Annotated in this window: 19 protein-coding genes; 9 read left to right on the top strand and 10 right to left on the bottom strand. The window is 61.0% G+C overall.

What is annotated here, in order from left to right; all coding sequences use genetic code 11:
• Window positions 1-52: 52 nt before the first annotated feature.
• The 3 genes from I2I01_RS19220 to I2I01_RS19210 all read right to left on the bottom strand — a co-directional run bounded on the left by I2I01_RS19220 (window position 53) and on the right by I2I01_RS19210 (window position 3,179).
• Window positions 53-571 carry a hypothetical protein gene (locus I2I01_RS19220; protein WP_196288118.1) on the bottom strand — a complete coding sequence of 173 codons (519 nt, stop codon included), beginning with the start codon at window positions 569-571 and terminating at the stop codon, window positions 53-55.
• 155 nt (window positions 572-726) lie between these two features.
• Entirely contained in the window at window positions 727-2,271 is a 1,545-nt protein-coding gene (locus tag I2I01_RS19215) for a serine hydrolase (protein WP_196288117.1), read from the bottom strand.
• An 89-nt stretch (window positions 2,272-2,360) separates the two neighbouring features.
• Window positions 2,361-3,179, bottom strand: coding sequence for a ribonuclease H-like domain-containing protein (locus tag I2I01_RS19210; RefSeq protein ID WP_196288116.1), 819 nt, complete (start codon window positions 3,177-3,179; stop codon window positions 2,361-2,363).
• Between the two features lie 86 nt (window positions 3,180-3,265).
• Between I2I01_RS19210 and I2I01_RS19205 the strand changes: the two genes are divergently transcribed.
• Entirely contained in the window at window positions 3,266-4,594 is a 1,329-nt protein-coding gene (locus I2I01_RS19205) for a helix-turn-helix transcriptional regulator (RefSeq protein ID WP_196288115.1), read from the top strand.
• A 314-nt stretch (window positions 4,595-4,908) separates the two neighbouring features.
• Window positions 4,909-7,413 carry a TonB-dependent receptor domain-containing protein gene (locus tag I2I01_RS19200; RefSeq protein ID WP_196288114.1) on the top strand — a complete coding sequence of 835 codons (2,505 nt, stop codon included), beginning with the start codon at window positions 4,909-4,911 and terminating at the stop codon, window positions 7,411-7,413.
• 22 nt (window positions 7,414-7,435) lie between these two features.
• Here the strand turns inward: I2I01_RS19200 and I2I01_RS19195 are convergent, their stop codons facing one another.
• Complete coding sequence (locus tag I2I01_RS19195; RefSeq protein ID WP_196288113.1) at window positions 7,436-7,879, bottom strand: hypothetical protein; 444 nt, start codon at window positions 7,877-7,879, stop codon at window positions 7,436-7,438.
• A gap of 252 nt (window positions 7,880-8,131) precedes the next feature.
• Between I2I01_RS19195 and I2I01_RS19190 the strand changes: the two genes are divergently transcribed.
• Both I2I01_RS19190 and I2I01_RS19185 read left to right on the top strand, forming a co-directional pair.
• Window positions 8,132-9,019, top strand: coding sequence for an ABC transporter ATP-binding protein (locus I2I01_RS19190; RefSeq protein ID WP_196288112.1), 888 nt, complete (start codon window positions 8,132-8,134; stop codon window positions 9,017-9,019).
• Between the two features lie 153 nt (window positions 9,020-9,172).
• Window positions 9,173-12,817 (top strand): ABC transporter permease/M1 family aminopeptidase, encoded by a 3,645-nt coding sequence (locus I2I01_RS19185; protein ID WP_196288111.1) that lies wholly within the window; start codon window positions 9,173-9,175, stop codon window positions 12,815-12,817.
• Window positions 12,818-12,888: 71 nt separating this feature from the next.
• On the opposite strand, the gene I2I01_RS19180 is transcribed toward I2I01_RS19185, so the two are convergent.
• From I2I01_RS19180 to I2I01_RS19165, 4 genes are all read right to left on the bottom strand, one after another.
• Entirely contained in the window at window positions 12,889-13,362 is a 474-nt protein-coding gene (locus tag I2I01_RS19180; protein WP_196288110.1) for a carboxypeptidase-like regulatory domain-containing protein, read from the bottom strand.
• A 283-nt stretch (window positions 13,363-13,645) separates the two neighbouring features.
• A complete protein-coding gene (locus I2I01_RS19175; protein WP_196288109.1) occupies window positions 13,646-14,065 on the bottom strand; it encodes a carboxypeptidase-like regulatory domain-containing protein in 420 nt (139 codons plus the stop codon).
• Between the two features lie 273 nt (window positions 14,066-14,338).
• Entirely contained in the window at window positions 14,339-14,716 is a 378-nt protein-coding gene (locus tag I2I01_RS19170; RefSeq protein ID WP_211538044.1) for a hypothetical protein, read from the bottom strand.
• A 108-nt stretch (window positions 14,717-14,824) separates the two neighbouring features.
• Window positions 14,825-15,394 (bottom strand): RNA polymerase sigma factor, encoded by a 570-nt coding sequence (locus tag I2I01_RS19165; RefSeq protein WP_196288108.1) that lies wholly within the window; start codon window positions 15,392-15,394, stop codon window positions 14,825-14,827.
• Window positions 15,395-15,713: 319 nt separating this feature from the next.
• On the opposite strand from I2I01_RS19165, the gene nuoK reads away from it, so the two are divergent.
• The 4 genes from nuoK (at window position 15,714) to I2I01_RS23595 (ending at window position 20,473) form a co-directional block, all read left to right on the top strand.
• The gene (gene nuoK / locus I2I01_RS19160) at window positions 15,714-16,058 is read left to right on the top strand and encodes an NADH-quinone oxidoreductase subunit NuoK (protein ID WP_196288107.1); all 345 of its coding nucleotides are present in this window, start codon (window positions 15,714-15,716) and stop codon (window positions 16,056-16,058) included.
• Window positions 16,059-16,248: 190 nt separating this feature from the next.
• Complete coding sequence (gene nuoL, locus I2I01_RS19155; RefSeq protein ID WP_196288106.1) at window positions 16,249-18,201, top strand: NADH-quinone oxidoreductase subunit L; 1,953 nt, start codon at window positions 16,249-16,251, stop codon at window positions 18,199-18,201.
• A gap of 12 nt (window positions 18,202-18,213) precedes the next feature.
• Window positions 18,214-18,582 carry a hypothetical protein gene (locus tag I2I01_RS19150; RefSeq protein ID WP_196288105.1) on the top strand — a complete coding sequence of 123 codons (369 nt, stop codon included), beginning with the start codon at window positions 18,214-18,216 and terminating at the stop codon, window positions 18,580-18,582.
• 265 nt (window positions 18,583-18,847) lie between these two features.
• Window positions 18,848-20,473 carry an OmpA family protein gene (locus I2I01_RS23595; RefSeq protein WP_211538043.1) on the top strand — a complete coding sequence of 542 codons (1,626 nt, stop codon included), beginning with the start codon at window positions 18,848-18,850 and terminating at the stop codon, window positions 20,471-20,473.
• A 91-nt stretch (window positions 20,474-20,564) separates the two neighbouring features.
• On the opposite strand, the gene I2I01_RS19140 is transcribed toward I2I01_RS23595, so the two are convergent.
• Window positions 20,565-23,243 (bottom strand): TonB-dependent receptor, encoded by a 2,679-nt coding sequence (locus I2I01_RS19140; protein WP_211538042.1) that lies wholly within the window; start codon window positions 23,241-23,243, stop codon window positions 20,565-20,567.
• Window positions 23,244-23,298: 55 nt separating this feature from the next.
• Window positions 23,299-23,661, bottom strand: a complete 363-nt coding sequence (locus tag I2I01_RS19135; RefSeq protein WP_196288104.1) for a winged helix-turn-helix domain-containing protein — start codon at window positions 23,659-23,661, stop codon at window positions 23,299-23,301.
• Window positions 23,662-23,788: 127 nt separating this feature from the next.
• Here I2I01_RS19135 and I2I01_RS19130 point away from each other — a divergent pair, with 127 nt between their 5' ends.
• Window positions 23,789-24,868 carry an NAD(P)-dependent alcohol dehydrogenase gene (locus tag I2I01_RS19130; protein WP_196288103.1) on the top strand — a complete coding sequence of 360 codons (1,080 nt, stop codon included), beginning with the start codon at window positions 23,789-23,791 and terminating at the stop codon, window positions 24,866-24,868.
• Window positions 24,869-24,975 lie beyond the last annotated feature (107 nt).

Here is a 24,975-nt window from a genome sequence, read left to right as displayed (position 1 = left end):
TCGGTACTTAATTATTCAAAAAAAGCCTCCTGCCATTCGCAGGAGGCTTTTTTTATTTAGTGAGCTGCGGTACCTGGTTTAGAGCATCGCGCCGTTGGCCGTTCACGGTGGCTTCTTTGCGGCTCACGCGCGGCGCGGAGCAGCGCCCGCTGCCGGCCGTTTGCTCCAGCACCACGTTGGTGATGTCGTAGCTGCGGTTGGCGAGGGGCACCACCAGCCGGAAGCTACGGGCATTCACGTTCTGGCGAACGAAGGCAGGCACCACAAACTGCGCCGGTTGGTCCTTCATGTAGTAAACCGGGAAAAGCGCAGTGGTTGATTTGGCCGTGGCGGGCGTGGGCTGGCGCAGCGTATCGAGCATCGTCTGCAAGTTCGCATCGTCATAGCGCACTAAGTAGGCCGAGCGAATCTCGACCCGCCGGAAGCCCACGCCCGCGCTGGTGAGGGTATCGGGGCTGAACGCCAGCATGAACTGCGGTGGGGGCGGCTCATTGTAGCCGCAGGAGCAGCCCGTCAGCGCCGCGAGGCCGGCGGCCAAGGCAAAAGTGAAAATGGTAGGAGTTGCGCGCATGGTGGAGAATGGAAAGAATACCCGAATCTAAACCAAACCGGAGGAGAGCATGCCGCCAACAGACCTTTTTGCTTGAAAATGAGTAGCAAACCCGCTTTGCGGACGGCTAGCTTCTTCTACACAAATCCATTTTGAGGAATTGCGAAGCTTGTCAGCTAGTTTTTCGTGAACACGTACGGGTCCTGCTCCAGCCCGTCGTTCACGCGGATTTCCAGCGCTTTCACCTGTCCGCTCTCCACGGTGAACGGTGCCGGAAAAATCCCATACGCTGCATTCGAGAAAGTGCTGCGGAAGGTGTCGCCGTCCATGTAGTCGAGCGTGGTGGTGAGGGTGGGGTGGTGCGAGAAGCGTACGAGCAACTGCTTGCCCCTGGGTTCTACCGTAATGGTGCCGTATACCGGGTGCGTGTAGGTGCCGGCGTAATCTTTCAGGGGGCGGGCGGGCTTGCTCTTCTTGGCTACGCGGGCGGCGAGGTCGGCCACGTTCTTGGCGGTTTCGGCGTTGCCGGCTTTAGCGAAGCCGTAGAGCTGGCGGCTGCGGTCCACGTAGGGCATGCCCAGGTAGGTGTCGAGCAGCTGGTAGCGCAGAGCCTCGAAAAAGCTCTGGTTGTCTTGGTTGGTGAGCACGGCAATGCCCAGGCCCTCTTCGGGCACGAAGCACACGTTGGTCACGAAGCCGTTGGCCCCGCCGGTGTGCCAGTAAATCTGGCGGCCGTTGTAGTCGGCCGAGTACACGCCCAGGCCGTAGGTACGGAAGTGGCTGGGGTAGATAGGCGACTTGGTGCTGCCCACCAGCGAGTTGCCTTCGCGGGTGCGGCGCAGCGTGGCCCAGGGCATGATGCGCTGGCCGTTGTACTTGCCGCTGTCGAGCTGGAAGCGCAGCCAGTGGCCCAGGTCGTTCACGTTGGAAACCAGGCTGGCGGCCGGCCCAAAGTTGTCGACCTCATCGAATGGCACCCGCGTGAGCGGGCCGAAGGCCGTGGTGTAGGGCAGGGCAATGTTGGCCCGCTGGCTGGCGCCGGCCGTGCTGGGCGAGGTGCTGCTCATGCCCAGCGGGGTGAGGATGCGCTGCTGCACGAAGTCCTGCCAGGTGGTGCCGCCCGTGGCCGCCGGAATGACCTCGCCCGCCGCCAGGAAGCCGTAGTTGCTGTAGCCGTACTGCTGCCGAAACAGGCCGGTGGGCTTCAGAAAGCGCACTTTCTGCAAAATCTCCGCCCGGTTCAGGTTAGAATCCCAGAAGGTAAAGTCGCCCTGAAAGGTTTTGGTGCCGAAGTGGTGGCTGAGCAGGTCGCGCACCGTGAGCAGGCGCGTGCTGGTGGAGTCGTAGAGCCGGAAATCGGGCAGGTACTTCCGGGCCGGGTCGTCGAGCTTCAGCTTTTTCTCTTCTACCAGCTGCGAAATGGCCGTGCCCGTGAACAGCTTGGAGTTAGAGGCAATGAGAAACAGTGTGTTGGCATCCACCGGCTCGGGCTTGCCCACGGCTCGCACGCCAAAGCCATCGGAGGCCACCACTTTCCCGTCCTTTACAACCACCACGGCCAGGCCGGGGATGTTCCAGAGCTTGAGGCCGCGCTGCACGTAGCGGGCCAGGCTATCGCGCACGAAGGCATTGCCGGTGGCCGCCGGCGCGGTTTGGGCGTGGGCGGAAAAGGAGAAAGCCGCGGCCGAAGCCAAGGCCATTAGGAATAATGGAGCGCGCATCAATGGTTGGGAAGAAGCTGAAAAGAGAGCCTGTTTCGGTAATTCGAGTCACCAAAACCGGCCCAAAGCTACGCTCCCCAACGGGCTGGCTACGCCACTACGCGCATGGTTGGCGCAGCGCGCCAGGGCGTGGGCGTAAGCGTTATGTCGTCCCAAAGCGCCTGCTGGCCGCTGTAGTGCAAGAAAACGCGGGCCGTGGCAATAATGTCCTTCTCGCAGTATGACACGATGCGCGCGAGGTCTTTTTTCACCCAGTAGGTGTGGCCCACGTCGGTGCCGTCGATATCGTCTTTGGGCGACGGAATACCGAACACGCCCGCCAGCAGGGCTAGGGTGATGTGGCCTTTGTTATCGCCGAATTTCCACAGCTCCATGGTGTCGAGCAGGTGGGGGAGGTCCCAGGGCCGGTGGCCGGCCACGTCGAGCATGGGCGGAATGGGTTGTCCGCAGATGAGCAGGCGCCGGCCCAGGAAGCCGTAGTCGAACTCGCGGCCGTTGTGGGCGCAGAGAAAGTAGCCATCGGGGCGGGCCGTTTCGAGCTTGGCGTAGCGGCTGGGGCCGTAGGGCGCGTAGCGCTGCAAAAACTGGCTGAAGCCGCTCAGCACGGTGCACTCGTCCTCGTCGGCGAAGGACTTGGTGCGGAATTCCAGGGTGTCGTCCTTCAGCAGGCGAAAGTATCCCACCGAGATGCACACCACCTTGCCGAACTCCGCGTAGAGGCCGCCGTTGCGGAACAGGTCTTCGTGGCTGCTGCCCTCGGCCAGCTCGCGGGCGTGGCGCTTGTCGCAGAACGTTTTCCAAAGCGACTGGTGGGTCTTCGGCAGCTCGGCGTGGGTGGCGTGGGCCGGCACGGTTTCGATGTCGATGAAGAAAACCCGGGTGAGGTTGACGTGGCGGAGGATGTTCATGGCAGGCGGGCAGCAAAGAAGCGTCTACCCCAAAGCTAAACCAAAAAAGGCGGCTCAACTGCGGGTCAGCGCTGTATTTTCGTCGCATGTTGTTCACCTTTGGCCCTCATAGCGGGTTGCTGCTGCCCTTTGTGGTGCCCGGCGCGGCGGCCACCTTGTGGCTGCTGGTGCGGGCCTGGCGGCGCGGCAGCCCGCCCGATGCCCTGCTGGCCCTGCTCATCCTGGTGCCCACCCTGAGCGTGAGCCAGTGGATGCTGGGCTACGCTGGCTGGTTCGACAGCCACGACGGGTATTCCACGGTCATGTTCTACGTGCCGTGGCGGGCCGGCATGGTGCTGGGCGGGGCGTACTACCTCTATTTTCAGAGCCTCACCAACCAGGACTTCCGCTGGCGCCCGGCCCTGAAACACCTGCTGCCGGGCCTGCTGGAATGGGGCGCCTTCGCTGCTGTGGCGCTCTATGACTTGGTGTGGTGGCGCGGGGTGAGGGGCCGGCCGCTGCCCGACTTCTTCGGCACCAAAGGGGCGGGCGCCACCCTGCTCGATGAAACCGCCCTGCCTGCCGCCCTGCTCAGCTCGGCGCTGCTGCTGGGCTATGGCCTGCGCCTGCTGGCCGACTACCGCCGCTACCGCCACTACCTCAACGACAACTTCTCGGACCCCGAGCGCCTTCGCTTTGCCGGGCTGCGCCAGCTGCTGGCCCTGCAGGCCCTGGTGCTGGTGCTGAGCGTGGTATTCACCGTGCTCAATCAGATTTATGATTTCAGCTACGACGCGGCCTGGTATTTCTTCGCTCTGCGGGGCGTGCTGATTTACGGGCTGATTGTGGTGGGCATTCAGGCCAACTACGCGGCTGCCACCAGCTCCTTGCGTTTCGGGGCCGCGCCAAAGAGTGTGGCCGAAACTGAACTGTTCATGGCGTCTGCTCCGGTGCCTGCAGCCGTTCCAATGGCCCCGGCCGCAGCGGTCGACACCCCGGTTGCCAGCGCTGCCCCCGTGGCTGAAGAAACCGCGCTGCCCATTACCACAGAGCCGGCAGCCTCCGTAGCCGCTCCCGCCCCGGAACTGACTCCGGAGCTGCTTCCGTGGCGCGAAAAGCTGCTGCGCCTGATGGCCGAGGAGCAGCCCTGGCTGGAGCCCGAGCTTACCCTCACCGAGCTGGCCCACCGCCTGCGCACCCACCCGGCGCTGCTGTCCAAGGTCATTAACGCGGGCTGCGGGCAGAACTTCAACGACTTCGTGAACACCTACCGGGTGCAGGAAGCCCGCCGCAAACTGGCCGACCCGCGCTTTGCCCACTACTCGCTGGTAGGAGTGGCGTTGGAGAGTGGGTTTAACTCTAAGTCAACATTTAACCGCGTGTTTAAGAAGCTGCTTGGGCAGGCACCCAGCGAGGTAGAAAGGCCCAAATCATAAGTTGGGACGGGCCAGATAATGGTTTGGAGCGCCGGGGGCTACGTGGCGAAAGACCTTTGACCCAGTCTTTCACCAACGCACTGGCGGTTATGAAAAAGCATGTGACAACAGCCCCGACGGGGCAGGTAACGACCCCATCATTGGGGCAAGGGGCACTGTTCACGGATAAGCAGCCGGCAAATAATCAGGGGGCTTGTAACGTTTGGGAGCCGGCGCCAGTAACCGCAGCACTAGCGGCTAAAAAGTCTCATACTGTAAGCAACCCACGGGGCCCGGTCCGCGTCTATTTTCCCGCACTCACCTCCTTTCTGCAAATGAAGTCTTCTGTTTTTTGCGCGCTCGTCGCGCTGATGGGCTTGGCATGCGTTGCCCCGCAGGCCGCGGCCCAAGCGCCCGCTGCCCCAGCGGTGGCCGTTGGCACTGGTTCGCTAACCGGCGTAGTGCTCGATTCGCTCAAAAAAGAGCCCGTGCCCTACGCCACGGTGGTGCTGCTGCCGCCGGCGCCCAACGAAAAGCCCATTACCGGCGTGGCGGCCGACGACAATGGCCGGTTTTCGCTCGTGAAGCTGGCGCCCGGCCCGGCCCGCCTGCGGGTGAGCTACGTGGGCTACGGCACCCAAACCAAGGACGTAACCATCACGGCCGGCGCCACCGACGCGGGCACCTTCCGGCTGCCGGTGGCGGGCACGGCCCTGGCCGAGGCCGTGGTTATCGGCACCAAGCCGGTGGTGGAGGTGAAGCCCGACCGCATTGTGTACAACGCCGACCAGGACGTGACCAACGCCGGCGGCACCGCCTCCGACGTGCTGCGCAAGGCCCCGCTGCTGGCCGTGGACGGCGATGGCAACGTGAAGATGCGCGGCTCCAGCAACTTTAAGGTGCTCATCAACAACAAGCCCTCGCCCACGCTGGCCAGCAACCTGGCCGAGGCCCTGAAGGGCATTCCGGCCGAGCAAATTCAGAGCGTGGAAATCATCACCACGCCGCCGGCCAAGTACGACGGCGAGGGCACTGCCGGCATCATCAACATCGTGCTAAAAAAGGGCTCGACGCAAAAGCTGAACGGCCGCGTGAGTGCCTCGGGCGGCAACCGCAACTCAAACGCCAACGCCTCGCTCAACTTCAAAACCAAAAAGCTGGGGTTCACCTCCTCGGCCGGCACGGGGGGCTGGTACGGGCCCAACGAGTCGGAGCGCATGCGCTTTGGCAAGCAGGACAACTCGACCCTGACGCAGCGCGGCGTGGGCGATTACGGCGGGCGCTGGTACTACGCCTCGGTGGGCCTCGACTACGACATTACGGACAAGCAGAGCTTTTCGCTGGCCACGTCGTTCAACCGCTACGCCGGCCACGATTTCAATAATATGCTGAACGACTTGGTGGTGCCCGGCGCGCCGCAGAACAACCAACTCTTCACGCGCACCACCAACAACGTTTTCAGCGGCAACAATGGCGAGCTGACCGGTACTTACACCAAAACCTTCGCCACGGCCCGCAAGGAGTGGAGCGTGCTGGGCCAGTACGCCAACAACAGCGGCACCTTCGGCTACGATTTCGACCAGTACGCCGACTCTTACGTGAACTTGGAAACCAACCGGGCCAGCTACCGCGAGCGCAGCCGCGGCCGCACCCCGGGCAGCGAGGTGACGCTGCAAACCGACCTCGTGCAGCCCTTTGGCGAAAAGCAAACCCTCGAAACCGGCCTGAAAAGCATCTGGCGCCGCACCGGCTCGGTGGCCACCGTGGACGGGCTAACCCGGGGCCAGGCCGATTTCAGCCCCCTGGCGGGCCGGGCCACCGACTTCAGCTACGACCAGAACGTGCAGGCTGGCTACGCCACCTACACCAACAAGTTGAGCAAGAAGCTGACGCTGAGCGTGGGCAGCCGCCTGGAGCGCACCACGCTGGCGGCCGATTTCCGCACCACGGGCTCGGAGCTGCCGGCGCGCAGCTACCTCTCGTGGCTGCCCAACGGCAACGCGCAGTACGCCTTCAGCGACAACAACAGCCTGCGCATGGCTTACAGCCGCCGCATCACCCGGCCCTACATCGACTACCTCAACCCCTTCGTGGACCGCTCCGACCCGCAGAACATCGTGTTTGGCAACCCCAACCTCGACCCCGAGCTGACGGACTCTTACGAGCTGAGTTTCAACACCAACGGCAAGGCCGGCTCGCTCAACGTGTCGGGCTCGGTGCGGCGCACGGGCAACGCCATCGAATCTATCCGGCAGACGGCGGCTGAAGCAGGTTTTACCGACGCCGCGCCCGGCACCACGGTGCGCACCTACGCCAACGTGGCCTCCAACGCCTATTACCAGCTCAATTTCTACGGCACGGCCAAGCCCGTTGAGGGCTGGGACATCAGCGGCGGGCCCGACATTCAATACATTGTGCGTCGCAGCCCGACGCTGGGCATCGAGCGCCGCGGCTTCACGGCCGGGCTCAACCTGAACACCTCTTACAAGCTGCCCAAGAAGTTCACGCTGCAGGGCTTCCTGTACAGCTCGCTGCCCTCGCCGGAGCTGCAGGGCAAGGGCTCAGCTAACCTCTACTACCAGATGGGCGTGAAGAAAACCTTCCTGAAAGACAAGGCCGACGCAGTGCTGAACTTCGGCTCGCCGTTCAACAACTCCTGGACCTACCGCAGCACCACCGACACACCCTACTTCAGCGAAACCAGCGAAAACCGGGCCTACCAACGCTCGTTCCGCTTCAGCCTGGCTTACCGTTTCGGCACCGAGCAGCAGAGCAAGCAGCGCAAGTCCGTCTCGAACGACGACGTGAAAGGCGGGGGCGGCAAGCAGGGCGGACAGTAGGAGGGAAGAAGGCCAAAACAGCCTATTTGCTGCCGGAGATGCTGGCCAGTTCCTTCGTGCCTTGCGCCACGCTCACTTGCTGCAAGTGGGGGCGGCCAACGAGGGCGCCCATGCCGATGGAACATTGCACGTAGTATTCCCGGCCGGGCTCCACGGTGAGCGTCAGTTCAGAGCGGGCTTCCGTTTTGGCCGATAGCAGCACCGGGCCCGGCTTGCTGCGTTGCAGGTCGAGGCGGCTGCTGTTGCGGGCCCGGTACACCACCGAGTCGTTGAGGCGCACGTCGTAGCCAATGGCAAAGCCCGTCATGCGGCCCGGCCGGTAGAGGTGCACCACGGCGTAGGGCGTGCCCGCCGGCAGGGCCGCGGAGAGCTGCTCAGCCGTTAGGCTTGCTCCCATCTTGGGGCTGCAGCCGGCGAAACAAGTGGCAACGGAAACGGCAAACAGCGCGCAAAGCAAACGAGGCATTAGGGGAAAGGAAAAAGGGTGGGAGGCAATAGGCCGGCTAAATATAGAGGTGGCCGGCAAGTCTGCTCCCATCGGAAGCGCGCAATAAGGGTTGGAATTGTCGGGGCGCGCAGCCGGCTGCAATGGCGAGGCAACTCCAGAGGGCAAATACGCATCTGTCTGCTGCATCCAAAGTCGCTTTTAATGCTTTGGTTACTATGCCGGTTCATTGGCAAACAGTACCTTGCGCCATCTCTAACCCTGCAAAAAAGTATGCCCCTCACCATTACCAACCTTTCCAAAACCTACGCCAACGGGGTGCAAGCCCTGAAAAACGTCAACCTTGACATTCCCACGGGCATGTTTGGCCTGCTGGGCCCCAACGGTGCCGGCAAAAGCAGCCTAATGCGCACCATTGCCACGCTGCAGGACGCCGACACCGGCTCCATCATGCTCGACGAGCTGGACGTGCTCAAGGACAAAGACGGCGTGCGCCGCATCCTGGGCTACCTGCCGCAGGAATTTGGCGTGTACCCACGCGTGAGCGCTGAGGAGCTGCTCGACCACCTGGCCGTGCTCAAAGGCATCGGCAACAGCAAGGAGCGCAAAGAGATAGTGGAGGCCTTGCTCCAGCAAACCAACCTGTGGAATGCGCGCAAGAAAAACTTGGGCGGCTACTCCGGCGGCATGAAGCAGCGCTTCGGCATCGCCCAGGCCCTGCTCGGCAACCCCAAGCTCATCATCGTGGACGAGCCCACCGCCGGCCTCGACCCCGCCGAGCGCAACCGCTTCCACAACCTGCTCAGCGAGATTGGCGAGCACATTATCATTATCCTGAGCACGCACATCGTGAGCGACGTGACGGACCTGTGCCGCAACATGGCCATCATCAGCCAGGGCCAGGTGCGCCTCACCGGCGACCCGCTTTCGGTGATGGAGCAGCTGCGCGGCCGCGTGTGGCGCAAGCTGGTGAGCAAAGACGAGGTGGCCGCCGTGCAGGCCACGCACCACGTCATCAGCTCGCGCCTGTTCGCGGGCAAAACCATCGTGCACGTGCTCAGCGACGAGCGGCCGGATGCCGGCTTTGAGGAGGTGAATCCGGATTTGGAGGACGTGTATTTCGCGCAAATCAGCGAGCAGCCGGCAGCCGTGGCGGTCTAAACTGGCATCCGCAACAGCCCGAAACGTCATGCCGAGCGCAGCCGAGGCATCTCGCGTGCCGAAGTAATTCAATCGTTCAGCAGTCCGAGCGAGATGCTTCGGCTGCGCTCGGCCTAACGGCCAATTCCTACTTCACCTTCCTCCTCTGCAATCATGTTTTTACCCATATTCCTTTTTGAACTCAAATACCGCCTGCGCCGGCCGGCCACCTGGATTTATTTCGGCGTGCTGCTGGTGATGGCGGCGTTGCTGTCGGCCGCGGCGGGCGGCATCTTCGGCTCGGGCGCCAACGTGAGCCTGGGCGGCGATGGCGGCCGCGTGCACGTCAACTCGCCGCACTCCATTGCCGGCACCGTCACCATTCTAAGCCTGTTCGGCGTCATCATCACCTCAGCCCTCATGGGCAACCCCGTGTACCGCGACTTCGAGCACCGCACGTTCTCGCTGTTCTACACCAAACCCATCAGCAAGCTCGGCTACCTGGGAGGGCGCTTTCTGGGGTCATTTGTGATTTGCCTGCTCGTGTTCAGTGGCCTGGCATTGGGCTTGTTCATCGGCGGGCTGCTGCCGGGCGTGGAGGCCGACAAGTTTGGGCCCTATCACCTGAGCTACTACCTGTGGCCCTACGTGGTGTATGTCATTCCCAATCTGCTGTTCACCGGCGCTCTGTTTTTCACGCTGGCTACGCTCACGCGCAACATCTTGAGCACATACATCGGCTCGGTGCTGCTGCTGGTGGCCTACCTCATTGCGCAGTCCTTCATCCGCGACCTCGACAACGTCAACCTCGCCGCGGCCCTCGATACCTTCGGTTCGACGGCCAGCTACTACACCACCCGCTACTGGACGGCGGCCGAAAAGAACACCCTGCTGGTGCCCTTCAGCCGCTACCTCGTGCTGAACCGGGCCTTGTGGCTGGGTGTGGCCGCGGCGCTGCTGGGGCTGTGCTATGTGCGTTTCCAGTTCTCGGCCTTCGCTTCGGATAAAGCCCCCTCGAAGAAAGCCCGCGCCGCCGCGCAAGCCGACTTGCTGCCGGCTGCGGCCATGGGCGGGCGGCTGGTGCTGCCGCGTGTGGCCCAGTTCTTCACCCGCGGCATGAACCTGCGTCAGTACTGGAGCCTTACCAAGCTGGAGTTTCGGGGCATTGTGCGCAGCGTGTATTTTGCGGCCATCGCGGGAGCGGGCGTCATTTTTATCCTGGCCATCGGCTGGCAGGTGGGCAAGATGTACGACACCAGCACCTACCCCGTGACGGCCGAGATGGTCGAAATTCTGAGCGGCAACTTCAGCCTGTTCATTCTCATTATCATCACTTACTATTCGGGCGAGCTGGTGTGGCGCGAGCGCGACGCCGGCGTGGCCCAGATTACCGACGCCTTGCCGGTGCCCAACTGGGTGCCGTTTTTGAGCAAGCTTTCGGCCCTGGGGCTGGTGCAGGTGGTGCTGCTGCTGGTGGTAATGGCCTGCGGCCTGCTGCTCCAAACTCTGAAAGGCTACTTCCACTACGAGCCCGGCCTCTACCTCGAAAGCCTGTTTGGCTTCAAGCTGATTGATTTCCTGCTGCTGTGCGTGCTGGCCATGCTGGTGCAGGTGATTGTGAACAACAAGTACCTGGGCCACTTCGTGATGCTGGTGTACTACCTGTTCACGATTTTCCAGAGCCAGCTCGGCATCAACCACCACCTGCTCGACTACGGCGGCAACCCCGGCACACCCTATTCCGACATGAACGGCTACGGCCATTTCGTGACGAGCTTCAGCTGGTTTAAGCTGTACTGGGCAGCCGGCGCGCTGCTGCTGGCCTTGGCGGCCAACGTGTTCTGGGTACGCGGCACCGATGCGGCCTTCGTGCGCCGCCGGGCCGAGGCCAGCCGCCGCTGGGGCCGCCCCGCCTGGACGGCCCTGGCCCTGGGCCTGCTGGTGATGCTGGGCGCCGGCAGCTTCATCTTCTACAACACCAACGTGGAAAACGTGTACCGCACGCCCAAGGAAATCGAGAAGCTGCAGCTGGGCTACGAGCAGAAATACCGCCGCTATAAAGACCTGCCGCAGCCCCGCCTTGTGGCCGTGAACCTGAAAACCGACCTTTACCCCGCCACCCGGCAGGTGCACATCGACGGCCGCTTCTGGCTGAAAAACCGCCACGCTCAGCCCCTCGATACCATCATCGTCAACGTGCCATCGCAGGCGCGGGTGCGCAAGCTGGCCCTTGGCCGCCCCGCCACTTTGGTGCTCAACGACACCACCGTCAACCTGCGTTTCTATCGCCTGGCCCAACCCCTGGCTCCTGGCGACTCGGTGGAAATGACGACCGTGCTCGATTTCGGCGAAACCGGCTTCCCCAACTCGGGCTCGAACACCGACATCGTGCAGAACGGCATCTTCATGAACAGCCAGGCTTACCTGCCCGGTATTGGCTACAGCGAGCAGGGCGAACTGGGCGACGACGACGTGCGCAAGCGCAACGGCCTCAAGCCCAAAGACCGCCTGGCCCCCGCCACCGACCTCAAAGCCCGCCAGAACTCCGGCCTGGCCCAGGACGCCGACTGGATTCGCTTCGAAACCGTGGTAAGCACCAGCGCCGACCAACTGGCCGTGGCCCCCGGCCGCCTGCTCCAGGACTGGACGCAGGGCAACCGCCGCTACTTCCACTACAAGATGGAGCAGCCCATGCTCAACTTCTACACCTTCCTCTCGGCCCGCTACAAGGTGTATAAGGACGCCTGGCAGGACTCGGCCGGTCACCGCTCGGTGCCCATCGAAATCTATTACCAGCCCGGCCACGAGTACAACCTCAAGCGCATGGCCCAAGCCGTGAAGGAGTCGTTTGCCTACTACACTAAGAACTTTGGCCCTTACCAGCACCCGCAGGTACGCATCTTGGAATTTCCGAAGTACGCCAGCTTCGCCCAGAGCTTTGCGGGCACCATCCCCTTCTCCGAAAGCATCGGCTTCATCGCCAAAGTCGACCCCAACGACCCCGAGGACGTGGACTACCCCTTCTACGTGACGGCCCACGAGGTGGCGCACCAGTGGTGGGGCCACCAGATAGTGGGCGCCAACGTGCAGGGTGAAACCATGCTGGTCGAAACCATGGCCCAGTACTCGGCCCTGATGGTGATGAAGCACCACTACGGCCCCCACACCATGGGCAAATTTCTGGACTATGAGCTGAACAGCTACCTTTCGGGCCGTGCCTTCGAGCGCAAGAAGGAAGTGCCGCTGGCCAAGGTGGAAGGCCAGGGCTACATCCACTACCGCAAGGGCTCGGTGGTGATGTACGCCCTGCAGGATTACATCGGTGAGGACAAGGTGAACGCCGCCCTGCACAGCTTCCTGGAGCAGCACAAGTACGAAACGGCGCCCTACACCACTGCCCCGCAGCTGGTGGCTGAGTTCCGCAAAGTGACGCCCGACTCGCTGCAAAACCTGGTGACCGACCTGTTCGACCGCATCACGCTCTACGAAAACCGCCTCACCGATGCCTCGGTGAAAAAGCTGCCCAACGGTCAGTTCCAGGTGAGCATGACGGTGCAAAGCAAGAAGCTGGTGGCCGACAGCCTCGGCACCGAGCGCCCCGGCCCCGAAAACGACTACCTGCCGGTGGCCATTTTCCCCGCCCCAGGCAAGGACCAGAAGCCCGTGCCGCCGCTGCTGCTCACCAAGCGCCGCTTCCACGCCGGCACCAACAAGCTGGAATTCGTGGTGGCCCGGGAGCCCGCCAAAGTCGCCATCGACCCCTACCACGAGTTCGTGGACCGCGTGCAGAAGGACAACAGCAAGGACGTGAAGCTGTAGCCAATTAGCCACCCGGCAATAAAAAAGCCCCGACCAACAGGCCGGGGCTTTTATTTGATAGCGAGGCTGGATTAGCCTTTGCGCACCTGCTTCAGTTCGCGCTTCACCTGCTTCTTGGCGGTTTTGAGGTATTTCTTGAGTTGGTTCTTCCGCGACACCACAATCACCCGCGCATTGGTCAGGCTTACCGTCGATTCCTCGGCGTTGGTGTTTAAAGTCATTTTTTCGTCGGCGTAGCCGGCGTAGGTCACCACGGCGTCCAAAGAACCGGCGTTGGCCGGCACAGTGAATTCAAACTCGCCATCGGCGTTTGTTACTGCCATTTGTTTGGTATCCTTGAGGATTACCACTGCGCCGGGCAGTGGACCAGAAGGGTTCGTGATTTTGCCCACCAGCACCACTTTCTCGGCCGAAGCGCCGGGGCCCGTCGTGGGGCCATTGTCAGCAGAGGCAAATGCCGCATTGCTGGCAACTACCTGAGCCTGGCTGGTCAGATTGGCGATAAAAGAAAGGGAAAAGGCAAGAAAGAGAGCAGAGAGGCGCATGAGCAGTAAAAAGGTCAATATTGGTTGGGCTGTCGTTGAATGATACAAATGTCGACTTGTACCGAACCTAGTTTTTGCCGGCTTCGTCCAACAATGGGATTTCGCCGGTGAACGACAGTGTTTTTGCTAGTGAGTAGCAAAAGAGCGATTTACCAATAGCAGTAAAAACGAAGAACCCCGACCGTGTGGGGTCGGGGTTCTCAATTCGGGACTGGCTCTGCAGAAAGGAAGGTGGTGCGTGAAGCCGGGAGTGGCATGCGGTTTAGAGCCGCCCAACCCGAGCTTATTTGTTGGCTGTATGCTTGGTCTGCAACAGGTAGATGGAGCCCATGGCTTGCACGGGCGTGAGCGTCAGTTCTTCTTCCTGCAGGCCGCCGTAACCGCAAACGAGCTTCACAGATTTGGCATTGGCCGGCACCTGCAGCTCAAATGCGCCTTCCGCATTTGTGACAACGATGGTACGGCTTCCTTTCAGCCAAACCGTTGCCCCTGGCAAAACTCCTTGCTCGTTTTGAATGACCCCGTGTATCAGTTTCGTCGCCCCACTAGCCGGTGCTTTGCCCACTTCAGGGTCCGCTTCGGCGACTACTTCCCTCGCCGGCGCATAATTGAACGCATACTGTGCGTGGCCCTTAACAGGGGCTGTTAAGAGAAACAACGCTGCTACAGCAGCAAAAGGGCGGAAGCGGGAAGTGTGTTGCATTAATACAAGTATTAATTGACTGATGCAAACATACAACGCTTTAATGCCATTTAGCAAATTATGGACTCGTTTAATTCACTTTATTTCTGTGATTAGGACAAATAATGAGGTTTGGGTATTGTAACAGCCTAAAAAATATGTGGGTTGGTTGAAAAAGATATAAGGCTATCTATTAGATGGTTGAGTATGCATAAAATAGTTTGGATATAAAAAACGCGGCCCTTTAGTGGGCCGCGCTCATGAATTTACTCCGGGGTAAAACGCGAAGTCCGGTTAAGCTGGCTGTTGAACAGTGCTTTCGGTCGGTTGCTCGGCCGCACGGCCCCAGCCTGCACAGCGGCTACGCATTTGCTGGCGGAATTTCTCGCGGGCCTCGGGGCTGAGGTGCTCCATGCGGCCGGCCATGCGTTGCTGCCATTCGCGGCGCTTGCGTGCCCAGGCGGCCGAGCGTCCGCCGGGTTTGAAGCCGAACAGAATACGGCTGAGCAGCAGCAGGCCATAGGTTTGCGGCAGGCTGATGGCAGGCAGGTGGAACAGTTCCGGCATCAGCCAGTTCCAAAGGGCTTGGGTGACGAAGCCGATGACGACGAGGAAAAGCGCCGCGAAGAAGAAAAAGCGAAGGCCGCGGAGCAGCCAGAATTTACGGTCCATGATAGGTGGGTTTCTGGAGTAGTGAATTGGTGGATTGGGACAGGTTAATTAAGTGAGCGTGTTGGCGGAAACTCAATCCACCAGCCCACCAATTCGCTAATCCACTACTTAGTCGGTGAATAATTCGGTATACAGGGTTTGCAGCCGCTTGCGCAGGTGCAGCACGGCGTAGTGCTTGCGCGAAATCAGCGTTTTGAGTGGCACGCCGGTTTCTTCTTCCATTTCGCGGAAGGTCTTGTCTTCCAGCTCGTGCCAAATGAATACCTCGCGTTGGGCGGCTGGCAGCTCGGCCAGCGCATCGCTGAGGGCTTCCATGAGGGTTTCGCGCAGCAGGCGGTTTTCGGGCGAGTCGTCGGGGGCGGGCAGCAGGTCGGCCAGCAGCAGGCCTTCGCCATCGTCAGATGCTTCGGCCGCGCCGAAGGCTTCTTCCAGGCTCACTGGCCGCTTGCGGCGGTAGAGGTCGGTGATGCGGTTGCGGGCCACCCGGAAGAGCCAGGCCGCCGCCTGCTCCACGGGCTTGAGCAGCCGGTAGCTTTCCACGAGCTCGGCGAAGACGTCCTGCAGCAGGTCTTCGGCCTCGGCTTCGTCGGGGATGCGGCGCCGAATGAACTGCAGCAAGCGCGGGCGCTGCTGGCGCACGGCTTCGGCAATCTGGCGGTCTTGCTGCGAAGCCGTCATCGGCAGGAGAGGGGTGGGGAGCGAAAGTGCCAAGGGTTCCATTGTGCCTAAGCAGACGCCGGGCCTTCGAAAATACTTTAAGAAATTTTGCGATGAATTAAACTGCTATTATTGAACGTCATGCAGAGCGCAGCGAAGCATCTTGCCCGAAGCAGTAAATCATCATTGCTGCAACGAAGCGGGCAAGATGCTTCGCTGCGCTCTGCATGACGTTCTGAATAGAAGTCTCAAGTAGCAAATTCACCCCCGTATTTTTCGTTTTTCAGGGTACCTTTGCCGGCCGGCCGGCTGCACAGTGCCCATTCGCCGGTTCATTTGCATGGACCCTACCGTTTCTCAGACCGTTCCCGAAGTCATCCGGACCGTTCCGCTTCAGTACTACGTGTTTTTTGCCTCGGCCCTGTTTGCCATTGGCGTCACGGGCGTGCTGGTGCGGCGCAACGCCATCATCATCTTCATGTGCATCGAGCTCATGCTGAATGCCGTGAACATCCTGCTGACGGCCTTCTCGGCCTACCGCGCCGATGCCAACGGGCAGATTTTTGTCTTCTTCATCATGGCTGTGGCTGCCGCCGAAGTTGCCGTGGGCCTGGGCATCATCGTCATGATTTACCGCAACTACCAAACTACCGACGTCAACCTGCTCAGTAGGTTGAAATGGTAAACCGGAGCTGTCATTGCGAGCGGAGCGAAACAACACGTCCTGTTCTCAGCGACCAGCCTACTAACGTGACACGCCTTTTATAGCGGCAAGTCATATCAAATGTGTCACAACTCCAAGTGACCGAGTTTCAGAGGACGGATTGCCGCGTTTCGCTGCGCTCCACTCGCAATGACAAATTGCCCCAAGTACAATGCAAGAAACCGTTCTCCCCGGCGCCAACGCCCCGTATTCTACGTTTCTCTACGTTCTCATTCCGCTGCTGCCCTTCGTGGGCTTCCTCATTAATGGCTTGCTGAACAAGAAGCTGTCGGGCACCGTGGCCGGGCTCATTGGCAGCGCCACCGTGCTGGGTTCGTTCCTGATTTCGGTGATGCTGTTTATGAATTTCCAGTATCAGTACACCGTGCAGCTGTTCGACTGGATTTCGGTGGGTTCGCTGCAGATTCCCTTCCAGTACCAGATTGACCAGCTCTCGCTGATTATGCTGCTGCTCGTAACGGGCGTGGGCTTCCTCATCCACGTATACAGCATCGGCTACATGCACCACGACGAGAACGTGGGCAAGTTCTTTAGCTTTCTGAACCTGTTCGTTTTCAGCATGCTACTGCTGGTGATGGGTGCCAACTTCGTCATCCTGTTCATTGGCTGGGAAGGCGTGGGCTTGTGCTCCTACCTGCTTATCGGCTTCTGGAACAAGCATACCAACTACAACAACGCCGCTAAGAAAGCCTTCATCATCAACCGCATCGGTGACCTTGGCTTCCTGCTCGGCATCTTTCTGATTTACCTCACCTTCAACTCGGTGCAGTACGCCGAGGTGTTCCAGAAAGCCTCACTCGGCCAGTTCGGTACCTATGGGGTGGGCATCTGCACGGCCATTACGCTGCTGTTGTTTGTGGGCGCCATGGGCAAATCGGCCCAACTGCCGCTCTACACCTGGCTGCCCGACGCCATGGCCGGCCCCACGCCGGTATCGGCCCTTATCCACGCCGCTACCATGGTGACGGCCGGCATCTACATGGTGCTGCGTGCCAACGTGTTGTTCACCCTCTCGCCCGATACGCTGCAAGTGGTGGCCATTGTGGGCGCGGCCACGGCGCTGTTTGCCGCCACCATTGGCCTGGCGCAAAACGACATCAAGAAAGTGCTGGCTTACTCCACGGTGTCGCAGCTGGGCTATATGTTCCTGGCGCTGGGCGTGATGGGCTACTCCACGGCCCTGTTCCACGTGCTGACGCACGCCTTCTTCAAGGCGCTGATGTTCCTCGGGGCCGGTTCCGTGATTCACGCCATGAGCAACGAGCAGGACCTGCGCCGCATGGGCGGCCTGCGCAAGGCGCTGCCCATCACCTTCCTTACCTTCCTCATTGGCTGCCTGGCCATTTCGGGCATTCCGCCGTTTTCGGGCTTCTTTTCAAAAGATGAAATCCTGAGCCACGCTTTTGAGCACAATAAAGTACTGTGGGCCATGGGCTTGCTCACGGCCTTCCTGACGGCATTCTACATGTTCCGCCTGCTGTTCCTAGCCTTCTTCGGCGAGTTCCGCGGCACCGAGGAGCAGAAGCACCACCTGCACGAGTCGCCGGCTTCGATGACGCTGCCACTCATCATTCTGGCGGTGCTGGCAGCCGTGGGCGGCTTCATGGGAGCGCCCATGTTCACGGGTGGGCACCACTACCTGGCCGAGTACCTGGCCCCAATCTTCACCTACTCGCAGCGCATCATGCCGGCCGCTTTCTCGGCCGAACCCGACCACAACACCGAGTTGATGCTCATGGGCTTGTCGGTGGCTGCTGGGGTGCTGGGCATTGTGCTGGCCTACGTGATGTACGTGGCCCGCGCCACGCGCCCGGCCGAAGACGAGGCCCAACGCTCGGCCCCCGAAAGCCTGGTGTACCACAAATACTACATCGACGAGCTGTACGATAACCTGTTCACCAAGCCGGTGATGTGGCTGTCGACGGGCCTCTACAAGTTTGTGGAAAACGGTATCATCAACCCGGCCGTGGGCGTGTTTGGCCGCGCCGTGAACGGGGGCGGGGCCTTGCTGCGCTACGTGCAAACCGGCGCCGTGGAAACCTACCTCATCCTGATGGTAATCGGCATCGTGCTGATTCTTGGGTTGAACTTTGGTCGTTTTTAAGCTCAAAAGCCTGTGAAAAACGTGCGCAAGATGAACGCCTGGGCCAAGCAGGCGCTGGTGGTTTTGCTGGCCGGCGCAATGGGCAGCTGCGGTTCGGACAAGCCTAAAGCGGCAGAGGCGAACCCGCGTGACCTGTTCTTGGGAGAGTGGAAAAGCGACGATACCAACTCCACGACCCACACCGTCATCCGGCGCAAGGGCGACACTTACTTCATACACGAAGGCCTGAATGACCTGACGGGCATCTACGATTCTACTGCCCAAGTCATCATGATAGACAACGGTGTGAATAAAGTGCCCGTCAAGTACCTGCCCGAGACTGGCCAGCTGCTGGTAACCGGCGGCAGCCGGGACGCTAAATTTTCGCGGGTTAAAAAGTAGCGGTCTGTTAACCGTAAGCTAGGGCTGTGCCAGGGCAAAAGCCCTGGCATTCATAGCCGTGCGCTTAGGCAAAAGAGGTCGCAAAGCTGCGCATTTGGCCGCGCTACGTAGTCTGAGCAATAAGGGTTTAATCTAAGCAAAAATGCGATTGAGCTAAGTAAGGCAAACAACTTTTTTATGGGGATGGGGTATAGCAGCACATCCAAAACCGGCCTATGGGCGAGGATTGGACTCTTGCTTTTTCTCCCACCATCACCTAAAAAATATGCGTCTGAAACCTCAACTCCTGCGGGGAGCTGCGCTCGGGGCCGTCGTGCTAGGCATGGCCGCGCCGCACGCGCAAGCCCAAACCGCCGATAAGAAAACAGCCCTCAGCGGCTGGGTAAGCTCGCTGCAATACACCGGCAACTTGGGCTCCGACTTCTGGAAGCGCAGCGGCGTCGACATCGAAGTGGGCGGCGGCGGCGGCATCACGCGCTACCTCTCCCCGTCGTTCGACCTGGGCGTGTACGGCAACTACGAGACCTACAAGTTCTCGTCGAACACCAAGCCGGGCGAGAACTTCGAGGCCCGCGTGGGCATGATTGATTTGGGCCTCAAGCTTAAAATGAACAACGGCAAGATTCTCAAAGAGGATTTCTTCCTGCAGCCCTACCTGATGGCGGGGCCGGGTTTGTTCATTACCAACAGCACCGGTCGGTCAACCACCCCTGGGCAAGCCGGGCCCACCGACTTCTTCCGGCAGATTCGTCGTGGTGAGGTATTTGGCGCAGGTGGCCTGCGCTTCCGCTTATCGCCTTCGGTGTTTGCCGATGTGCAGCTGGGCTACTTCTACCCCTTCACCGACGAGGTGGACGGCGTGGTGCAAAACGATGTTGACAGCCGCAACGACCGGTTTTTGCGTTCGCAGGCAGGCCTGACGGTAGCCTTTGGCCAGGCCAAAGACGAGGACAAAGACGGTGTGCCCGACCGCAAAGACAAGTGCCCCGGCACCCCCGCCGGCGTGGCCGTAGACCCCAACGGCTGCCCGCTGGATAAAGACGGCGACGGCGTGCCAGACTACCAGGACAAATGCCCCGACGTGAAAGGCCTGGCCGCCCTGCAAGGCTGCCCCGACCGTGACGGCGACGGCGTGACCGATGCCGAAGACGCCTGCCCCGACACCCCCGGCAAAGCCGAACTGCGCGGCTGCCCCGACTCGGACAACGACGGCGTGATTGACCAAAACGACAAGTGCCCTGGCACCCCGGCCGGTGTGCAGGTAGACGCCAATGGCTGCCCGCTCGACCGCGACGGCGACGGTGTGCCCGACTACCAGGACCGTTGCCCCAACCGCCCCGGTCCGGCCAGCAACAAAGGCTGCCCCGAGATTAAGGTTGAAACCAAGAAGCGCCTGCAGGAAGCCACGAAGTTCATCAACTTCGAATTCAACAAGGCCGTGCTGCTGCCCAGCTCGTACCCGACGCTGAAGGACCTGGCCAAAATCATGGAGGAGTACCCCGACTACACCATGAGCATTGCCGGCCACACCGACAGCAAAGGCGCCGACGATTATAACCTGCGCCTCTCGTACGACCGCGCTGCCTCGGCCCGCACATACATGCTGAGCCAGGGCGTGCCGGCCGACCGCATCGAGTCGCGCGGTTACGGCGAAACCAAGCCCATTGCCGACAACGCCACCGACGCCGGCCGCGCCGTGAACCGCCGCGTGGAGTTCGACCTCTACCTCACCGGCGACCCCAACTCGGCCGAAGTGAAGTATGGCCCGGCCCCGACCATCGCGGAGCTGCAGAAGACTCCCGAAGGCCGGCCCACCGCAGGCAAGGCGCCCGTGAAAAAAGCCCCAGCCAAAAAGGCTCCGGTAAAGAAGGCCCCCGTTAAGCGCAAGTAGGCGGCCAAGCTAGGTAAGGAAAAGGCCCGCTCTTATCGAGCGGGCCTTTTTTGCGTTCTGTAGTGGCTGTTGTGGGCGCATCAGATGACGCTTATAAAACGGAGTAGGTCACGGCCAGGTAGTAAAGCCCGCCCACGCTCGGCCCACCGAGGTAACTCACGTAATAGTTATTCAGCACGTTGCTGGCCCCGAGCTTGAAACGCACCGGCGCGGCGGGCACGGCGTAGCTCAGCTGCGCGTCGAGGGTGCCGTAGGCGGGCACGTTGCCATTCACCAGAAAAGTTTGGGAGTAGTAGCCTTGCTGCCAACGGTAGTTGAGGCCGAAACCCAGGTTGCGGTAGGCGTTTTCGCTGGCCAGGCTCAGGTTGTAGGTCCAGCGCGGGGTGTTGAAGCCGTCTTCCAAGCCGTCGCCGTTCTCGGTGCGGTCGAGGCGGGTGTAGGTGGTGTTGGCCCCAAGGAGGTAGCCGCGCGCCACCTCATAGCGCAGCCCGGCCGAGCCGCCGTAGTTGTATACCTGGCTCTGGGAGTTGGTCCAGAGGCGGTAGCGGGCCTGGCCGCTGCGGGCATTCAGGGCCGTGGCAATGGTGTTGAGGTCGGAGCCGGTGCTGAGGGCCACGCCGGCCGCCGTTTGAGGCACGTAAGCTTCGACTTGGGCAATAAAGTCGCGGTAGGAATTGTAGTAGAAATCCACGTCGAGCAGCAGCCGGCCCGCGGTGCCGAAGGCCGCTTTATAGCCTACTTCAAACGAGCGGATGTACTCCGGCTTGAGGTAGGTGTAGGGGTTCTTCACCAGCATGCTCTGGTTTTGGGCAATGGCCTGCTGGCGCTTCTGGGCAGCCGTGGCGCTTGAGGTATTGGCGTTGATGGCGGCCGTCACGGCGTTGTTGAAGGCATCAATGCTGGTGCGCAGATAGCTGTTCTCAAACACGCCGTCCGACATCACCCGCAGCCCGCCAATGCGCTTCACCTGCCCGCTGTTTACATTCGAAAACCCCTCAAATAAGCTTGGGAAGCGGTAGCCGCTCTGGTAGCTCACCCGGAAATTTTGTTGCGGCGTGGGCGAAAAAACCGCCGTGAAGCGAGGGTTGAATTTGGTATCGAAGTAGTCGTTTTTGTCGGCCCGCAGCGTGGCAGTGAGGCGCAGCCGCTCGCCCAGCAGCCGCCCGCCGGCCTGCACGAAGCCGCCAGTTTTGGAGTAGGTGAGATTATCAGCCAGCGGGTCTTTGCCGGGATTGGGATTGATGAAATAGTTGCCGTCGGGCACCACGATGTAAGTGCGGTGGTCGGCCCCGGCCAGCAGGTCGAGCTTAGTGGGCAGGATGTGGCCGCCGCGCCGCAGGGCCTCGGCCAGGTTCACCTGGGTTTCGCCGTGCAGCAGGTCGGCGCGCACGCGCAGGGCCGCTCCTTGGTCCCAGTTATTGATGCCCTGCAGCTCGCTCAGGCGCTGGGCGAAGGCCTCGGTGCCGGGCTGTAGGCGGCCGGCGTCGGCGGCGGTGCGGGCGCTGGCGTGGGCCGTGGGCACGGGCTGGCCGGCGGCTACGGCGGCGTTCCAGGCGGCAGTGTAGTCGGCGTTCCACTGCGCATCGGGCTTGAAGCTGCGGTCAATGTTCTCGCCCATCGAGCGCAGATTGTAGCTCTGGCCGGTGTTTTCGCGGGTGAGATAGGCGCGGGCTTGCACCACGGGCGTCGTCAGGGTGAGGGCGTGCTGCTGCAGGCGGTAGTCCTGCAGGCGAAAGCGGTTCGAGCGCTGGTACACGTTGTCGAAACCCGCCACGCGGTAGGTGTAGGCCAGCTCCGCACCGGGCCGGAAGCGGTAGTGCACGGCCGCGTCGGCTTTGAGGGTCTTGAGGTTATAGTCTACTAGGTCCCGCTCATCGTAGCCGGTGCGGGCTACCGAATACTGCTTGCCGCCCAGCGTGAGCGTGCTCCGGTCCGACGACTCGTTGCCGTAGCGGTTCACCTGGTCCGGGGCCGGGTTGTCGGCCCCGAACAGGCCAGTGGTGGCGTTGCCGTTGGGGTTGAGGTCGGTCTGGTCGTTGGCCACCCAGTCGTAAGCCCGCAGGTAGGTAGCATTGACTTTAAACGCCAGCTTGTCGGCCAGCAGCACCTTGGCGTAGCGCACGCTGGTTTCGGAGTAAATTTTCTCCGGCGAGCTGCCCGCGCCCAGCGTCTTCACATTCGGGTCGCGGAGGTGGTTGAGGCCGGTTTGCTGCCGCACGCTCAGCCCCTCGGAGCTAAATGGGTTTTTCGTTTGAAAATTCGCCAGCCCGTTGATGGCATTCAGCCCGTACAGCGCCGAAGCCGTGCCCGGCACCACTTCCACCGAACTGATGTCTAGGTCGCTTGGCCCCAGCACATTCCCAATCGGTCCGCCAATGTGCGGTGCCTGATTGTCCACGCCATCTACCAGCTGGGCGAAGCGCACGTTGGTGGTATTGGTGAAGCCCCGGGCATTAATCACCTTGAAGCCGAGGCTGGGCGTGATGACCTGCACGCCCTTCAAATGCTCGATGGCGTCGAAAAACGACGGCGCGGGCGTGAGCCGCAGGGCCCGTGGGTTGAGTTTCTCCACCGTCACGGGCGACTGCAAAAAGCTTTCCTCTACCCGCGAGGCCGACACCACTACTTCTTCCAAATCCAGGCTCTTACGAGTGGTGTCAGCCGGTGCTGAGGATTGACAATGAGCAATTTGCGCGCCACCCAGCAAAGTCAGTGTAATAACTGGAATGCAGAGGCGACGAGGGGCAGCGAAGGTAGCAGCGTGTTGCAAAGCGGCAAAAGCTAAGTAGCGTTATGTTGGCGAAGATATAACGCTTCGCTGACTGCTAACTGCCGTGTAGCCGCGTTGTTTCGGCGGCCATGAATTCCTGAAAACGCGCTTGCAGCGCTTTAAACTCGGCAATGGCTTCACGGCCAGCTTCGGTCACGGCTGCACCGCCGCCCTTTGTGCCGCCGGTTTGGGTGCTGACCAGTGGGACGGTGGCCTGCGCATTCATGGAGGCCACCAGGTCCCAGGCGCGCTTGTAGGACATGCCCATGGCTTGCGCCGCCTTTGAGATGGAGCCCAGCGCGGCAATGTGCTCCAGCAGCTCTAGCCGGCCGATGCCGAGGAAGCGCCCGTCTTCGGTTTCGAGCCAGAGGCGGCCGTTGAGGCGATAGGTTTTGGTGGGCAGAAGCAGGGCTTTCATGGGGTAAAGATGCGGCCGCGGGCTATTTGCCCAAATCTTACACGGGGGAAATGGCCAACCGCCGCCCGAAAACACCGTTGAGAGAAGCTCCACATTTTCCACTTCTATCCTTCTTTCCTCAAACCACATGACAGCGTTCAAAACCAAAGCTTACGGTGCCAGCAATTCTATTTTCAACGGACTCTCCGAAATGGAGATTGAGCGCCAGGCGCCCAAAGCCGACGAAGTGCACATCGACATCCTTTACTGCGGCGTGTGCCACTCCGACCTGCACCAAGTGAAGAACGACTGGCACAACACCATCTACCCCTGCGTGCCGGGCCACGAAATTGTAGGCCGCGTCATCGAGGCCGGCAGCGCCGTCACCAAGTTCCGGGTGGGCGACATTGTGGGCGTGGGCTGCATGATTGACTCTTGTGGCACCTGCCCCAGCTGCCGCGAAAAGGAGGAAAACTACTGCGAAGGCCCCGTGAGCTGGACGGCCACCTACAACGGCTACATGAAGCCGCAAAACAAGGATTTCAACACCTTCGGCGGCTACTCCACCAACATCACCGTGAAGGAATCCTTCGTGCTGCGCATTCCCGATGCGCTCGACATCAAGGCCGCCGCGCCCATTCTGTGCGCCGGCATCACCACCTACTCGCCCCTGAAACACTGGAACGTGGGCCCCGGCAGCAGCGTGGCCGTGGTGGGCATTGGCGGGCTGGGCCACATGGGCGTGCAGCTGGCGCGGGCCCTGGGCGCCACCGTCACGGCCATCACCCGCGACAAGGAGAAGCAGGCCGACGCCGAACGCCTGGGCGCGCACGAAGTCCTGATTTCGAGCGACTCGGCCGCCATGAAAGCACACGAGCTGAAGTACGATTTCATCCTCATCACAATCCCCGATGCCTTCGAGGTGAACGACTATGTGACGCTGGCTAAGCGCGACGGCGTTATCACGACGGTGGGTTTGCTGGGGCCATACAAAGCCCCGCTCAATAACCAGGAAGTAGCCATGCACCGCCGCTCGGTGGCCGGCTCCATCATCGGCAGCATTGCCGAAACGCAGGAGGTGTTAGAATTCTGCGCCCAGCACAACATTCTGCCCGAGGTAGAAATGATTGAGATGCAAGACATCAACAAAGCCTTCGACAAGATGATGGATGAAGAAGTCCGCTTTCGCTATGTGATTGACATGGCGTCATTGAAGGAGAAGGAATAGGTAGACTGGTTTAAATTCGGAACGTCATGCTGAGCGCAGCCGAAGCATCTCTACCGCAGTAGTAAATAATTGCTTTGCGCGGTAGAGATGCTTCGGCTGCGCTCAGC

This window comes from Hymenobacter properus (assembly GCF_015694735.1).
In the GTDB taxonomy this organism is placed as follows: domain Bacteria; phylum Bacteroidota; class Bacteroidia; order Cytophagales; family Hymenobacteraceae; genus Hymenobacter; species Hymenobacter properus.
The sequence above is the reverse complement of the archived record's forward strand: the minus strand, read 5'-3'. Positions and strand labels throughout refer to the sequence as shown.

Excerpts from the sequence above, each read along its gene's own strand:
- I2I01_RS19220 (WP_196288118.1), bottom strand. The coding sequence starts at position 571 with ATGCGCGCAACTCCTACCATTTTCACTTTTGCCTTGGCCGCCGGCCTC.
- I2I01_RS19215 (WP_196288117.1), bottom strand. The coding sequence starts at position 2,271 with ATGCGCGCTCCATTATTCCTAATGGCCTTGGCTTCGGCCGCGGCTTTC.
- I2I01_RS19210 (WP_196288116.1), bottom strand. The coding sequence starts at position 3,179 with ATGAACATCCTCCGCCACGTCAACCTCACCCGGGTTTTCTTCATCGAC.
- I2I01_RS19205 (WP_196288115.1), top strand. The coding sequence starts at position 3,266 with ATGTTGTTCACCTTTGGCCCTCATAGCGGGTTGCTGCTGCCCTTTGTG.
- I2I01_RS19200 (WP_196288114.1), top strand. The coding sequence starts at position 4,909 with ATGAAGTCTTCTGTTTTTTGCGCGCTCGTCGCGCTGATGGGCTTGGCA.
- I2I01_RS19195 (WP_196288113.1), bottom strand. The coding sequence starts at position 7,879 with ATGCCTCGTTTGCTTTGCGCGCTGTTTGCCGTTTCCGTTGCCACTTGT.
- I2I01_RS19190 (WP_196288112.1), top strand. The coding sequence starts at position 8,132 with ATGCCCCTCACCATTACCAACCTTTCCAAAACCTACGCCAACGGGGTG.
- I2I01_RS19185 (WP_196288111.1), top strand. The coding sequence starts at position 9,173 with ATGTTTTTACCCATATTCCTTTTTGAACTCAAATACCGCCTGCGCCGG.
- I2I01_RS19180 (WP_196288110.1), bottom strand. The coding sequence starts at position 13,362 with ATGCGCCTCTCTGCTCTCTTTCTTGCCTTTTCCCTTTCTTTTATCGCC.
- I2I01_RS19175 (WP_196288109.1), bottom strand. The coding sequence starts at position 14,065 with ATGCAACACACTTCCCGCTTCCGCCCTTTTGCTGCTGTAGCAGCGTTG.
- I2I01_RS19170 (WP_211538044.1), bottom strand. The coding sequence starts at position 14,716 with ATGGACCGTAAATTCTGGCTGCTCCGCGGCCTTCGCTTTTTCTTCTTC.
- I2I01_RS19165 (WP_196288108.1), bottom strand. The coding sequence starts at position 15,394 with ATGACGGCTTCGCAGCAAGACCGCCAGATTGCCGAAGCCGTGCGCCAG.
- nuoK (WP_196288107.1), top strand. The coding sequence starts at position 15,714 with ATGGACCCTACCGTTTCTCAGACCGTTCCCGAAGTCATCCGGACCGTT.
- nuoL (WP_196288106.1), top strand. The coding sequence starts at position 16,249 with ATGCAAGAAACCGTTCTCCCCGGCGCCAACGCCCCGTATTCTACGTTT.
- I2I01_RS23595 (WP_211538043.1), top strand. The coding sequence starts at position 18,848 with ATGCGTCTGAAACCTCAACTCCTGCGGGGAGCTGCGCTCGGGGCCGTC.
- I2I01_RS19135 (WP_196288104.1), bottom strand. The coding sequence starts at position 23,661 with ATGAAAGCCCTGCTTCTGCCCACCAAAACCTATCGCCTCAACGGCCGC.
- I2I01_RS19130 (WP_196288103.1), top strand. The coding sequence starts at position 23,789 with ATGACAGCGTTCAAAACCAAAGCTTACGGTGCCAGCAATTCTATTTTC.